This window comes from Bradyrhizobium sp. STM 3561 (assembly GCF_045571455.1).
Lineage (GTDB): Bacteria > Pseudomonadota > Alphaproteobacteria > Rhizobiales > Xanthobacteraceae > Bradyrhizobium > Bradyrhizobium vignae.
In genome coordinates this window covers 1,470,938-1,485,126 of the sequence record NZ_CP120695.1, presented here as the reverse complement: position 1 = coordinate 1,485,126, position 14,189 = coordinate 1,470,938, and the positions used below count along the sequence as shown (strand labels likewise).

At 62.2% G+C, this 14,189-nt stretch carries 9 protein-coding genes and 2 pseudogenes; 10 read left to right on the top strand and 1 reads right to left on the bottom strand.

Going from position 1 to position 14,189, the window contains the following annotated elements; genetic code table 11:
- Positions 1 to 48 precede the first annotated feature (48 nt).
- The 10 genes and pseudogenes from P6U28_RS06725 to P6U28_RS06680 all read left to right on the top strand — a co-directional run bounded on the left by P6U28_RS06725 (position 49) and on the right by P6U28_RS06680 (position 13,696).
- Positions 49 to 1,269 (top strand): cytochrome P450, encoded by a 1,221-nt coding sequence (locus tag P6U28_RS06725; protein WP_407121977.1) that lies wholly within the window; start codon positions 49 to 51, stop codon positions 1,267 to 1,269.
- Positions 1,270 to 1,495: 226 nt separating this feature from the next.
- The gene (gene rocD, locus P6U28_RS06720) at positions 1,496 to 2,710 is read left to right on the top strand and encodes an ornithine--oxo-acid transaminase (protein WP_122404335.1); all 1,215 of its coding nucleotides are present in this window, start codon (positions 1,496 to 1,498) and stop codon (positions 2,708 to 2,710) included.
- Between the two features lie 266 nt (positions 2,711 to 2,976).
- Complete coding sequence (locus tag P6U28_RS06715) at positions 2,977 to 3,990, top strand: formylglycine-generating enzyme family protein (protein WP_122404336.1); 1,014 nt, start codon at positions 2,977 to 2,979, stop codon at positions 3,988 to 3,990.
- Positions 3,959 to 5,613 (top strand): annotated as a pseudogene (locus tag P6U28_RS06710) (arylsulfatase). Before P6U28_RS06715 ends, P6U28_RS06710 begins: the two are co-directional and overlap by 32 nt.
- 371 nt (positions 5,614 to 5,984) lie before the next feature.
- A pseudogene (locus P6U28_RS06705) lies at positions 5,985 to 6,149 on the top strand (phenol degradation protein meta); the annotation flags it as partial.
- Between the two features lie 55 nt (positions 6,150 to 6,204).
- On the top strand, positions 6,205 to 7,305 hold the full coding sequence (locus tag P6U28_RS06700; RefSeq protein ID WP_407121976.1) for an IS4 family transposase: 1,101 nt from the start codon (positions 6,205 to 6,207) through the stop codon (positions 7,303 to 7,305).
- A gap of 446 nt (positions 7,306 to 7,751) precedes the next feature.
- A complete protein-coding gene (locus tag P6U28_RS06695) occupies positions 7,752 to 9,878 on the top strand; it encodes an adenylate/guanylate cyclase domain-containing protein (protein WP_122404339.1) in 2,127 nt (708 codons plus the stop codon).
- Positions 9,875 to 10,891 (top strand): ABC transporter substrate-binding protein, encoded by a 1,017-nt coding sequence (locus tag P6U28_RS06690; RefSeq protein WP_122404340.1) that lies wholly within the window; start codon positions 9,875 to 9,877, stop codon positions 10,889 to 10,891. The genes P6U28_RS06695 and P6U28_RS06690 overlap by 4 nt, the downstream gene beginning before the upstream one ends.
- 375 nt (positions 10,892 to 11,266) lie before the next feature.
- The gene (locus P6U28_RS06685) at positions 11,267 to 12,418 is read left to right on the top strand and encodes a fructose-1,6-bisphosphatase (RefSeq protein WP_312016191.1); all 1,152 of its coding nucleotides are present in this window, start codon (positions 11,267 to 11,269) and stop codon (positions 12,416 to 12,418) included.
- Positions 12,419 to 12,508: 90 nt separating this feature from the next.
- Entirely contained in the window at positions 12,509 to 13,696 is a 1,188-nt protein-coding gene (locus tag P6U28_RS06680) for a 6-phosphofructokinase (protein WP_164937217.1), read from the top strand.
- Between the two features lie 220 nt (positions 13,697 to 13,916).
- On the opposite strand, the gene P6U28_RS06675 is transcribed toward P6U28_RS06680, so the two are convergent.
- On the bottom strand, positions 13,917 to 14,105 hold the full coding sequence (locus tag P6U28_RS06675; protein ID WP_162500378.1) for a hypothetical protein: 189 nt from the start codon (positions 14,103 to 14,105) through the stop codon (positions 13,917 to 13,919).
- Positions 14,106 to 14,189: the final 84 nt, after the last annotated feature.

Here is a 14,189-nt window from a genome sequence, read left to right as displayed (position 1 = left end):
CAGAACAACAAAAACGGCATAACGGCTTTAACCGGCGAGTATAACGGGATGAACGCAGATGCGAAGGCGCTGGCGGCAAGCTTCGACCTCGAGAAGCTGACGCCGGAATTCTACGACAACCCCTATCCGACTTATCGTGCACTGCGGGAGAACGAGCCGGTCAAGCGCCTGCCGAACGGCACGGTGTTCCTGACCCGCTATGACGATCTCGTCACCACCTACAAGAACACGAAGTCGTTCAGCTCGGACAAGAAGCACGAGTTCGCGCCGAAATACGGCGACACCCCGCTCTACGAGCACCACACCACCAGCCTGGTCTTCAACGACCCGCCCGCTCATACCCGGGTGCGCCGCCTGATCATGGGCGCACTGTCGCCACGCGCGATCGCGGGGATGGAGAGCGATCTTATCAAGCTCGTCGACAGTCTGCTCGATGCCATCGCGGCCAAGGGCGATTGCGAGTTGATCGAGGATTTCGCCGCTTCGATTCCGATCGAGGTGATTGGCAATCTGCTCGACGTTCCCCATGGCGAACGCGGGCCGCTGCGCGATTGGTCGCTGGCGATCCTCGGCGCGCTCGAACCCGTGGTGTCGCCTGACCTGGCTGCGCGCGGCAACAAGGCGGTGACGGACTTCCTTGCCTATCTCGAAACGCTGGTCGCGCGGCGGCGTGCAAAGCCAGGCAATCCCGAGCGCGACGTGCTGACGCGACTCATTCAGGGGGAGGAGAACGGCGAGCGGCTGACCGAGAAGGAGCTGCTGCACAATTGCATCTTCCTGCTCAATGCCGGCCACGAGACCACCACCAATCTGATCGGCAATGGCCTCGTCGCGCTGGACCGCCATCCCGACCAGAAGCAGCGGCTGATCGAGAACCCCGACCTGATCAAGACCGCGGTCGAGGAGATGCTGCGCTACGAGAGCTCGAACCAGCTCGGCAACCGCATGACCACGGAGAAGGTCGAGCTCGGCGGCGTCATGCTCGAGGCGGGCACATCGGTGACGCTGTGCATCGGGGCAGCCAACCGGGATCCCGCGCAGTTTCCCGATCCTGAACGTTTCGACATCGCGCGCACGCCGAACCGGCACCTCGCCTTCGCCACAGGCGCACATCAATGCGCCGGCATGGCGCTGGCGCGGCTGGAAGGGGCGATCGCGATCTGGCGCTTCCTGGCGCGCTTCCCGAACTATGCCGTCAGCGGCCAGCCGGTGCGGGGCGGACGGGTGCGGTTTCGTGGGTTCTCGAGCGTGCCCTGCTCGATCGGATGAAGCCTCAAAACAAAAATTGCGAAAACAACCCCATGCACAGTAGAGGCCGGGTCGACGGACGAGGCCCTGCGGTTCGGCAGAACTATCTGACATCAAGGATAAATCGGGCCGCACCACGCCATTGGTGAATGCAGGCTTCCAAGGCGGCAGGTTGATACCCAAATCAAGCTGAAGGCCGCTGGTGCCGTCGGTTGACGCCCCGTGCGCGGCAATGGAGTGACGACAAATGAGCTCGTCGGTCATTGATTTCATCGCAACGGAAGCACGCTTTGGGGCCCGCAATTACGAGCCGATCGGGGTCGTTCTGTCGCGCGGCGAAGGTGTCTGGGTCTGGGATACCGAAGGCAACCGTTATCTCGATTGCCTGTCGGCCTATTCGGCGGTCAGCCAGGGCCACTGCCACCCCAAGATCCTGGCCGCCATGGTCGAACAGGCGCGCCGGCTGACGCTCACCTCGCGGGCCTTCCACAACGACCAGCTCGCCCTGTTCTACGAGGAGATCGCGGCACTCACCGGATCCCACAAGGTGCTGCCGATGAACAGCGGCGCGGAGGCAGTCGAAAGCGCGATCAAGTCGGTGCGCAAATGGGGCTATGAGGTCAAGGGCGTGCCGGACGGTCAGGCCGAGATCATCGTCTGCGCCAACAATTTTCACGGGCGCACGCTGGCCATTGTCGGCTTTTCGACCGATCCCGAGACCCGCGCACATTTCGGGCCGTTCGCGCCGGGCTTCAAGATCATCCCGTTCGGCGACGCCGCGGCGCTGGAGCAGGCAATCACGCCAAATACGGTCGCCTTCCTGGTCGAGCCGATCCAGGGCGAAGCCGGTGTCATCATTCCTCCAGCCGGCTATTTCACGAAGGTGCGCCAGCTCTGCACCGCCAATAACGTGATGCTGGTGCTCGACGAGATCCAGACCGGGCTCGGCCGCACCGGCAAGCTGCTCGCTGAACAGCACGAGGGCATAGAGGCGGACGTGACGCTGCTCGGCAAGGCGCTGTCCGGCGGCTTCTACCCGGTCTCGGCCGTGCTCTCGAACAACGACGTGCTCGGGACCTTGAGACCCGGGCAGCATGGCTCGACGTTCGGCGGCAACCCGCTTGCCTGCGCAGTGGCGCGCGCGGCGCTGCGCGTGCTGGTCGAGGAAGGCATGGTCGAGAACGCGGCCAAGCAGGGCGCGCGCTTTCTCGAAGGCCTGAAAGACATTCGTGCCAATACGATTCGCGAGGTGCGCGGGCGCGGCCTGATGCTGGCGGTCGAGCTGCATCCCGAGGCCGGCCGCGCCCGCCGCTACTGCGAGGCGCTTCAGAGCAAAGGCATCCTCGCCAAGGATACTCATGAGCAAACGATCCGCATCGCTCCGCCGCTGGTGATCACAAGCGACCAGGTCGATTGGGCGCTGGAACGGCTCGCCACCACCCTGACGCAGGATTTCTCTTGAACCTGCCTGCGTCGGAAGATCGCAGGGCGGCGGCGGCCGATAGCAGTAGGCTTGCCAAATGTCCGTTACGCCCTGGTAGCGATTGAATCCCGCACAGAGGCGGAACGACGCGATGGCTAGGAGCGGATTCTTCGCCTCGTCCTCTTTCTCTCAATCGAGAGGGCAAACTCTGATGCATTCGAAACTTTGATCTAGATCAATCCAGCCTCCGTTTGGCGCACGAATTTGCACCGGGGTCGGCTCCTCACGCGCTCGGGCGCCTTGAGATGCTCCGGAAAGCTCTCGAACATAACAAGCGGCAGGGAGATGATGTCGCAACCGAGGACCTGGCGTGGGTTCCCGGCGGCACGTTCCGCATGGGCTCGGATCATCATTATCCGGAGGAGGCGCCCAGCCATCGCGTCACGGTCGACGGCTTCTGGATCGACCGCACGCCGGTGACAAATCGACAGTTCAAGGAATTCGTCAACGCGACCGGTTACGTGACCACGGCCCAGACGGTGCCGAATCCCAAGGACTATCCCGGTGCGCTGAAGAAGATGCTCTACGCTGGCTCGCTGGTATTCTCGCCACCGCAGCGCATCACCGACTCCAGGGATTGGAGCCAGTGGTGGAGCTTCATGAAGGGCGCCAACTGGCGCCATCCCTACGGCCCCAAGAGCAATCTTAGGGAATTGGACGATCATCCCGTCGTCCACGTCTCCTATGCAGATGCGCTCGCTTACGCGATATGGGCAGGCAAGGATCTGCCGACCGAGGCCGAGTGGGAGTTCGCCGCGCGCGGCGGGCTGGAAGGCAAGGAATTTGCCTGGGGCGATGCGCTCGCGCCAGGCGGCAGACACATGGCGAATGTCTGGCAGGGAAACTTCCCGGTCCAAAATCTCTGCGAGGACGGCTTTGAGCGCACATCGCCGGTGAACGCGTTTACGCCGAACGGCTACGGCGTTTACGACATGATCGGCAACGTCTGGGAGTGGACCTCGGATTGGTGGTCGGCCCGGCATGAGGCCGTTGCGCAAAAAGCCTGTTGCATTCCACGCAATCCGCGCTCGGGGCAGGAAAATGCGAGCTACGACCCGACCCTGCCCAACGTAAAAATCCCGCGCAAGGTCTTGAAGGGCGGCTCGCATCTTTGCGCGCCGAACTATTGCCGCCGCTACCGGCCCGCGGCCCGCCATGCCGAACCGGTCGATACATCAACAAGTCACGTCGGATTCAGATGCGTAGTCAGAAAAATGGGAGTTGACGATGGCCTCGAAGTCAAAGCGAGACTCGCTTGATCGCCGCACGGTGCTTTTGAGTGGAACTGCCCTGGTCGCGGCAACTCTTGCCTCCGACGCACTGGCGCAGGCGCCGCGCCTTCGCCGGCACCTGCCGCTGCACCTTCGGGCAGCAAGCCGAATATTCTCGTCATCTTCGGCGACGACATCGGCTACTGGAATATCAGTGCCTATAGCCGCGGCATGATGGGTTATCGCACACCCAACATTGATCGCATTGCGAGAGAAGGAGCGATCTTTACTGATCTGTATGCTCAGCAATCATGCACGGCGGGTCGCGCTGCGTTCCTCACGGGGCAAAGTTGCTTCCGAACAGGACTGCTCAAAGTTGGCCTTCCCGCCGCCAAGGAGGGGCTCTCAGAAAAAGACCCGACGCTTGCCGAATTGCTTAAGCCGCTCGGCTATGCGACCGGACAGTTCGGCAAGAACCACGTCGGTGATCGCAACGAATTTCTGCCCACGGTACACGGCTTCGACGAGTTCTTCGGCAACCTTTACCACCTGAACGCTGAAGACGAGCCGGAGAACCCAGACTATCCCAAGGACCCGGCGTTTCTCGCCAAGTATGGTCCGCGCGGCGTTCTCCACACATACGCGACGGACGCGGATGACCCGACTGAAGATCCGCGGTTTGGCCGGGTCGGCAAGCAGAAGATCGAAGACACCGGTCGGCTCACCAAAAAACGCCAAGAGACGGTGGATGAGGAGTTCTTGTCCGCCGCGATGGCATTCATTGAGAAGAACAGCCAGGCCAACAAACCCTTCCTATGCTGGTTCAATTCGACGCGCATGCACGTGTTCACCCACCTCAAGCCGTCGTCCAGTGGCAAGACCAGTTTGGGACTTGAGGCTGACGGGATGGTCGAGCACGACGGCATGGTCGGTCAGTTGCTCAAGCAGCTCGAAGATCTTGGCATCGCCGACAACACGATCGTACTTTATACGACCGACAATGGTGCCGAAGTCTTCTCGTGGCCGGACGGCGGCACGACTCCGTTTCACGGGGAAAAGAACGCGAGCTGGGAGGGCGGCTACCGCGTTCCCGGCATGATCCGCTGGCCCGGCGTTGTCAAACCTGGGACTGAAATCAACGAACTCATGTCCCATGAAGACTGGGTGCCGACGTTGGTAGCTGCTGCGGGTGAGCCGAACGTGAAGGAGAAGCTGCTCGCCGGGTACCAAGCTGCCGGCAAGAACTTCAAGGTCCACCTGGACGGCTATGATCAGCGTGCTCTGCTGGCCGGTAGGGGGCCAACCAAGCGTAAGGAGTTCTTCTATTGGACCGATGACGGCAACCTTGCCGCTCTTCGCTATGACCGCTGGAAGCTCCTGTTTCTGGAGCAGCGAGCGAACGGAATCGATGTGTGGCAGGATCCGCTGGTACCGCTTCGGCTCCCCAAACTCACGGACCTTCGCGCGGATCCTTTCGAGCGGGCTCAGTTCGATTCGGGCGAATATGTCACCTGGCGGCTCGAACGTGCTTTTGCCCTTGTCCCCGCGCAGGACGTGGTTGCCCAGCACCTGAAATCATATGTCGAGTTTCCGCCGCGGCAGAAGCCAGGCAGCTTTTCGCTCGATCAGGTGCTCGCAAAGCTACAGGAGGGCAGCAGCGGCAAGCGCTGACTTGAACTCCGCCGAGCTACGTCAATTTGCGGCCGTAACCCGTGGCGGCTCGGAACTCGGAGCTACGGCCTCGCGCGCCATGGCACGCGATTGAGCCGAAAGCGATGTGAAATTTATTGCGGATGGAGGACTCGATGAGCGAAACAACATTGACCCCGACGTGATACCGAGAAGAACGGCTTCTCGATCATTGACGTGACGCCGAACAAGGTGACCTTCCGCCTGTTCATGTGGCGGCTGCCGGAACCGGTGTCATCGGTCGATACGCTACAGCCAGCTTTTGTCTGCGAGGCAAGGAGGCCCATCATAACGGCCGCGACTCAGACGGATCTCATCGCGTCAGAAGAAGCGAGCTATCGGAGGGGACAGGCATGACAAGGAGTCAAAAAGGAAAACTAATCGCGCTCGGCTGTCTGTGCGCTTTTGCGCTGCTCGCCAGTCGGCCTCCCGCTTCGGCCGACGAAGGCGGCATCAGCTTCTGGCTGCCCGGAACCTTTGGGAGCCTCGCTGCAGCACCCGGCACCCCCGGTTGGGCCCATAGGCGTTAAGTTTGTTCTTGAGTGTTGGAATCACACGTGATTCCAAGGCGGGATGGCAGACGAATCGCTTCTGAACGAGGACTGGGCGAGAGTGGTTACGCAGCTCGGCGGGGCTGCGCAGCTTGAAATAAGTGCGCGCCAGACGAAGGCTTTCGTGCGGCGGCGCCAAATTCCAGATGCGGTGTCGTTACTTCGGCTGATGCTGGCCTATTGTCTGGGTGAAAGAGGGTTGAGATCGACAGCCGCGTGGGCCGCTTCTGTTGGCCTTGCCGACCTCAGCAGCGTGGCGTTGTTCTATCGCCTGCGTCAATGTGGCGATTGGTTTGCAGTGCTGGTGGAGGGCTTGCTCGCTGCGGCAGCCCCGAAAGCGAGCCGAGGCCGCCTGATCCGCATTATCGATGCGACGACAGTGCCTCAGGCAGGACCGGCTGCGCGCAGGAACAGTGAGCTTTGGCGCGTTCATAGTGCATTCGATCTGCCATATGAGCGCTTTGGTCACTTCGAGCTGACAGATCAGCAAGAAGGCGAAACGTTTGACCGGATACCGGTGGTCAAGAACGAGATCCGCATTGCTGACCGCGCTTATCTACAACCTGACCGCATCGCCGCTGTGCGCGACGCCGGGGCAGACGTTTTGATCCGAGCGGGCTGGAAGAACGCACGTTGGCTTGATGCCAAAGGCCTTGCGTTCGATCTGATGGCCCAATTGCGTGCGGCGAAGGCGCACGGACTGATCGATCGGAGGATTTGGATCAAACGCAAGGACGGTGCGCCTCTGGCTATGCGTCTGGTCGCAGTCAAGAAGCCCGCCGGTGCAGTCGCGGCTTCGCGCCGTAAAGCCCGGCGCGACGCACAAGACGAAAACCGCGTCATCTCCAAAGAAACTCTGGAAGCCGCGGATTGGGTCATTCTGGTCACGTCGCTCGCGCGGGACGAGTTCTCCACCAAGGATGTACTCGCGCTCTATCGACTGCGATGGCGCATCGAACTTGGCTTCAAGCGACTGAAGAGTCTGATTGGTCTCAAGACGCCACCTGGAACCGATCCGCGCTCCGCCAAGCCCTACTTGCTGGCACACCTCTTGATCATCCTGCTGCTCGAGCCGCTTGCCCGCGACTTCGAGGACTCTCCCCGCTGGACGCAGGCCGCCTGACGGCACCTGGCGCTTGGCGTGTTTTGCAACAACTCGTTGCATCCTTGCTACAAGCGATCATTCCACAACCAACCATCCGTTGCTTTCGCCGCAGAAAGCGAGCGCTTGGGCGGCACCTGCGCGAGCCTCCTCGAAAACGTCCGTATCAATCGATGCTCGCGCTACCTTAACGCCTATGCGGTTGGGCCTGGGCCACGATCTACTATCACACCGACGTTTCGGCGGCGCCAGGAGCACAGTTTCCCCGCGGCGGCAGTCTGGATGTCGGCATCAGCGGTAAGGCCGATCTTGCTCTGTCGGTCCAAGCTACGTCTTTGCCGGCCTAGAACAGACCGCAGGGCTGGAACACTTGGCTGACGTTCGCGATCTCGCTGACGCCGGACACGACGTCGGCCAAGCCGATCGTCCGGAAATACCAGTGGGAGAGCAACAGCAAGGCACCTTCAATGAGCGCAAGCGTCTCCAACGGTCAGCGTTCCCTTCGCGTCGGCTTCCGGACGTCGATCATCACCGTGTTCATTGCGGTCGTGCTGCTGGTCGGGCTGACGCTCGTCTATTTGAGCTTCGCGCGCGTCACCGACATCACCCGGAGCGCAGCCGGCACCTTCATCGATAAGGTCGCACAGCTCGGGGCGGACCGGATCGACTCGCAGTTCAAGAATGTTCGCGATTGCCTCGATATCCTGGGCGGACTTCCCTCAGTCCAGTCCGCGGACATCGACGACAACACGAAGCTCTATGGCCTGATGGCGGCAATGCTGCGCAACAACGAGCCGCTGTTCAACCTCTATGTCGGCTACGAAGACGGCTCGTTCCTCGAGATGGACATGATCGATCGCGCTGGCCCCGCCTTCCGGTCGAGCCTGAACGCCCCGGAGGACGCGACATTCCGCCTCGTTGCGATTTCCCGGACCGGCCCGGCGGCTCACCCTGCCACCACGATGCTCCTGTCGGACAACCTCATCCCACTCGAAGAGAAGCCGGGGCCAGGCGATTACGATCCGCGGCAGCGGCGTTGGTATACCGACGCTTTCAGGAGGGAAGGCACTCTTCTCACCGGCCCTTACGTGTTTTTCGCGACAGGGCTTCCCGGCTACACGCTGCGCATTCCGCTGAAGGAGGGACGGCGCGGTGTCGTCGCGGGCGACATCCTGCTCAGCCAGTCCGAGGCGCTCCTCCGGCGGCAGCAGCTCGGCTCCGGAACGGCCTTCCTGTTCAACGATGACGGACGGATCGTGGCCCATCCGGAGATGAGCAAGCTGATGACGGATTTCCGAGGTCGCGGAGACGAGCTGCCGAAGATCGAGGCGACAAATCTTGGGGGCCTCTCCCAGGCGGTGCGGGCGGCAGAGGCAGGTGGGCACGCTCACCAGTTCCTGTCGGACAAGGCGGGACGGACCTACGTTGCGGCGTTCCAGAAGGTCGAGAGCGCGGGTGCAGCCAATGTCAGGCTCGCCGTGGTCGCCCCGCTGGACGAGTTCTTCGCCGAGATCATCGCCGAACGTCGCACCCTGTTCGTCACGGCGCTTGGGTTCGTCGCCGCCATGGTGCCGCTGGCATTCTGGATCGGTTCGCTGCTGGCGCGATCGTTGCGCGAACTCGCCCGGCAGACCGACGAGATCCAGCATTTCCAGCTCACGGAGCGCCCGAAGCTTCGCTCGATGATCCAGGAGATCGACGACCTGGCCCGTTCGGTCTTCACCATGCGCACCGTGATCCGCAATTTTTCGAGCTTCGTACCAAAGCAGATCGTGCGCCAACTGATCGAATCCGGCGCATCGCTCGCGCTCGGCGGCACGCGGCGCGAGATCACCGTCTTGTTCACCGACGTGGCCGATTTCACTGCGAAGACCGAGAAGGCGGATCCGTCGCAGGTCATGATCTATACCTCGCGATATTTTGCGGCCCTGTCGGAAGTCATCATGGCCAACCAGGGCACGGTCGACAAATTCATTGGCGACGCCGTCATGGCATTTTGGAATGCACCGGCTGATGATGCAGAGCACGCCGTCAACGCTTGCCGGGCCGTGCTCGCGTGTTTGCGCAGGAACGAGCAGTTGAACGCGACGTTCGAAGCGGAGGGCTGGCCGCCCTTCGCCACGCGCTTTGGCCTGCATTCGGGCGACGCCGTCGTCGGAAACGTCGGCTCGGCCGATCGAATGAACTACACGGCTCTCGGTGCCACGATCAACCTGGCCTCGCGGCTCGAGGGGCTGAACAAGAGCTACGGCACGCGCGTGCTGGTTTCCGCGGCCGTGAAAGATCGCGCGGAAACTCACTTCGTCTTCCGCTGCGTCGATCGCATTCAGCCGAAGGGATTCGCGGAATCCTTTCCGCTATTTGAGCTCCGATGCGAGCGGACGGGCGATATCAGCTCCGAACTGGAGTTCTGCCGGCGATGGGATGCCGTCTACGCCATTGTCGAACGCCGCGATGACGCGGCCGCTCTCGGTATGGTGTCGGAGTTTCTGTCGAACCATCCCGAAGATCGCGTCGCTCAGCTTCATGCGGAGCGTCTCCGCTCGGCTGATGTCATTCCGCTGCCCCGTCAGGCGGGGAGGCATCACACATGAGCGCTGCCCTGTCACAACGCCTCGATCGGCGGCAGGTTCTGAAGCGCGCGGCAGGTGTCGCGATCGGCTCGATGCTCGCTGCGCCATCGGTGGCGCAAGCCAGAACGAAGTTGCGGCTGGGCTACCTTCACGTGGTCGCGGTCGACGGGCATATCTGGACCGGGCTGGATCGTGGCTCCTTCGACAAGCAAGGCCTCGATTTCGAGCTGCATGAGTTCAACACGGGGCCGGAGGTTTTCGAGGCCATGGCTGACGGTCGGTTGGACGTGCTGTCCGCCGGCGGCGTGATCTCCAATTATCTCGCACTCGGGCGGGGACGCGCCTTCGTCATGAACGATATCGAGGTCGCAACGGCTCAGCTCTGGGTGAGGCCAGCCCTTGGCGTCAGCACGTTCGCCGATCTCAAGGGAAAGCGGATCGCGACGACGACCAGGACCACGGCGCACATCTTCCTGGACCGGGCGCTCCGCGCCAACAACGTGGATCCGTCGCAAGTCGAGATCGTCGATCGCAACATGTCCGGCGCGGTGCGGGCCTTCATGTCCGGCGAGGTGCCGGCCGTAGCGCTCTGGGTGCCATTCAACATCACGGTCCGCGAGGAAATACCGGACGCCATCAAGCTGGTAGACGCCTCCGCCTTCTATCCCCAATCCGCCGTCCTCGGCGGATGGGTAGCGAGACCAGACTATTACGCGGACAACAAGGAGGTGCTGGTCCGGATCATCCGCGCCTGGGCGGAAGCCAACGACTACATGGTGCGCAATCCCGGGCCGGCGGCTCAGACGCTGCATGACAATCACTACAGCCAGGCGAAGCTCTCGGACGTCAGCGAGGCTTTCAAGGCCGAGAAGATGTTCACGTCGAGAGAATGGAAACGGCTCTACACGGATGGGACCGTGGTCAAATGGCTCCAGCAAGTCAGCGACTTCTTCATTGCAGAGGGCCGTATCCCCAATCCAGTCCCCGCGGCCGACTATTTCGACCCCAGCCTTTATCTGGCCGAGATCAAATGAGCCTCATCCGCCAGTCCAGCCGGCCGTCTCGCTGTTGCGGCAGGAGGCGCCAGTGATCACCAGCGATCAAATCGACTGGGCGCTGGAGCGGCTCGCCGCCACCCTAACGCAGGATTTCTCTTGAGGCTGTGTCGGAAGATCGCATGCCGGCGGCGGCCAACCACGAGTTAGCGGTCCGGCCAGAACCGGACTCGTGCAGCGCAGCAATAGTGACGCATGGTCCTAAGGCAAGACTGTGCGTGATCCCGGCAACCGGACGAACGGGGTGCGTGGAACCTATCGGAGCGACGGACGTTTTTGTCCGCGAATGAGCAGCGCCGTGCCCGGCGCAGCAAGCGCCGAGGCCGGAGGCGCAGAGCTGCGCGGATCGGAGTAATGCTCATGAGACTCACTCTTTCAGTCATCAAAGCTGACGTTGGCTCCATTGGCGGGCACACGAAACCGTCTTCACGCATGATCGCGACTGTCGAGGGCGAGGTTGCCAAGGCGATCTGCAATGGTCTGCTGATCGACGGCTTCATCTGCCACACCGGCGATGACATTGCGATCATCATGACGCACACGCGGGGTGAAGGAAGCTCCGAGGTCCATCAACTCGCCTGGAAGACGTTCCTGGCGGCCACCTCGGTCGCGAAGACCTCCGGGCTCTACGGTGCTGGCCAGGATCTTCTCGCCGACGCGCCTTCCGGGAACATTCGCGGCGCCGGCCCAGGCGTCGCCGAGCTCAGCTTCGACCACAGCCTCTCCGGCCTGCGACCCGCGGAATCCTTTATGGTGTTCGCGGCCGACAAATGCGGCCCCGGCGCCTACAACCTGCCGCTCTATCTCGCCTTTGCCGACCCCATGTACTGCGCTGGGTTGATGCTGCCTCCGATGATCCAGGGATTCCGTTTCCATATCATCGACATGGACAACACAGCCGGCGACAGCCTGCTCGAGCTCGACGCGCCCGCCGACAGCTACCACATTGCCGCCCTGCTTCGCGACAACGAGCGCTTTGGCATCGATCGCATCGTTTCTCGAACCCATGGCGAAGTCGCCGCGGCCGTTTCGGCACAGCGCCTCCACGCGATCGCAGGCAAGTACACCGGCAAGGATGATCCAGTCGCGATCGTCAGGAACCAGGGGATTTTTCCAGCTCCGGAGGAGATAATCTCGCCGTTCGCCAAAGCGCACTTCGTGGGCGGCGATGCACGCGGCTCGCATGTGATGCCGCTCATGCCGGTGCCACTCAACACCCCCGTTACCGGCATGTACTGCCTGCCGATCGTTTCTTGCGTCGGCTTTTCGATCGACAGGGAAGGCCGGTTTGCCGAGTCCTACACCGATTTCTTCGACAACCCGGCGTGGGATGAGGTCCGCCGGCGCGCCCAGCGCAAGGCCATCGAGATGCGCAGCCAAGGTTGGTCTGGCGCCGCCATGCTGCCCTATTCCGAACTGGAATATGGCGGCTTCCGCGACACCGTATCCGGACTGCTGAAGCGTTTTCGACTGCGCGACGACCGCAAGCCGGAAGCGGCCGAGTAGCGACCGTCTTCAATCAGAAGCTGGAGCGTCGTTCACCGTTCAATCGACAGATGCAGTCGCTATGACGACATGCCGATCCGGGAGGTGGATATGGCCAAAAAACGCATCGGGATTCTCACGGGCGGCGGCGACGTCGCCGGCCTCAATGCAGTCATCAAGAGCGTGACTTATCGCGGCAGTGAGGACGACATCGAGGTTGTCGGTCTGCGCCGTGGTTGGGAGGCGCTCACGCACCTGAACCTCGACGACCCAAACAGCAGGTCCCACTACGTCATCCCGCTGAACCGTGAAAACACTCGAACCATCGACCGGCGCGGCGGCACCGTGCTGCACTCGAGCCGCGTCAATCCCTCCAAAATACAAAAGCTGCCCTATCATCTCGTCGGCAATGATGTTCCGGTCTCGCTGAGCACCAACGGCGGCATCGCGACAAAGACGTGGGACCTCACCAGCCGGGTGCTCGCCAACCTCTCGGGACTCGGCATCGAACACCTGATCGCCATCGGCGGCGACGACACACTCAGTTATGCGGCCAAGCTCAACGAACTCGGCGTCAAGATCATCGCCATCCCGAAGACGATGGATAATGACGTCCGCAACACCGAGTACTGCATCGGCTTCTCGACCGCGATCACCCGCGCCAGCGATGCCATCCAGCGGCAGCGCACGACAGTCGGCTCGCATGAGCGAATTGGCATTTTCCGCGTCTTTGGCCGCGATGCCGGATTTACGGCACTCTACACCGCGTATGCGACCTCGATACGATGCGTCATACCGGAGTATAAGGTCGACCTCGACAAGCTGATCCGGTTGCTCATCGAGGACAAGCGCGCCAATCCAAGCAACTACGCGCTGATCGTGCTCAGCGAGGGAGCTCAGTGGGAAGGCTACAAGCTGCGGGAATACGGCGAGCCCGACGCCTACGGTCACCGCAAGAAGGCCAACGTGGCGGAATCGCTTGCCGACGAGATCAAGCAGCGCACCGGCGAGGAGACGATCATCTCCGATCTCACCTACGATTTGCGATCGGGCGATCCGGACTTCATCGACAAGCTTGTGGCCCTGACTTTCGGTAACATGGCCTACGATGCCATGCTGGAAAGCAAGACCGGCCTCATGTCGGCGCTGGTCGAGGGCCGCTACGACCTCGTGCCCATCCCTGACGCCAAGCTCGGTCCGCGCAAATTGGACGTTGCGAGCAGCTACAACACGGAGCGCTACCGCCCCATCTACGCCAACAAGCAGGGGCTGCCGATCTTTCTCAACCGCGCGTCCTAGCGCGTCGACTGGGCGCTGGAGTGGCTCGCCACCACCTGACGCAGAATCTCGAGAGCCTGCGTCGGAAGATCGCAATGCCGGTCTTGGCCGAGAACGAACGATTCCGCCGGCTGTGCGTTGAACGTCGTGGGCGATTACGAAGTGGGAGCGACAATCATGCTTCCGCGTGGCGTTTGCCTGACGGCTGCTTTAGTTGGTGTCTCGATGCTGACGGCGAGCATCAGTGCGCTCGCCCAAGGACCCGGCCAGGGACATGGAAGGGGCGGGCCACCCGGCCCAGCCGCAGCGCGGCCAGCAGCACCACCGGCCATGTCACGTCCGGCGGCGCCGCCAGCCATGGCACGTCCCGCCGCGCCGGCATTCCATCCGCCGGCCATGGCGCCACGTCCGGCGCCGCATATGGCCTCACCGCCACCTCGCCCGGCCCCGCACTTCGCTGCACCGCCGCGAGCGGCCCCGCGTGTGGCAGCGCCGCGGCCTGAATTCCATCGGG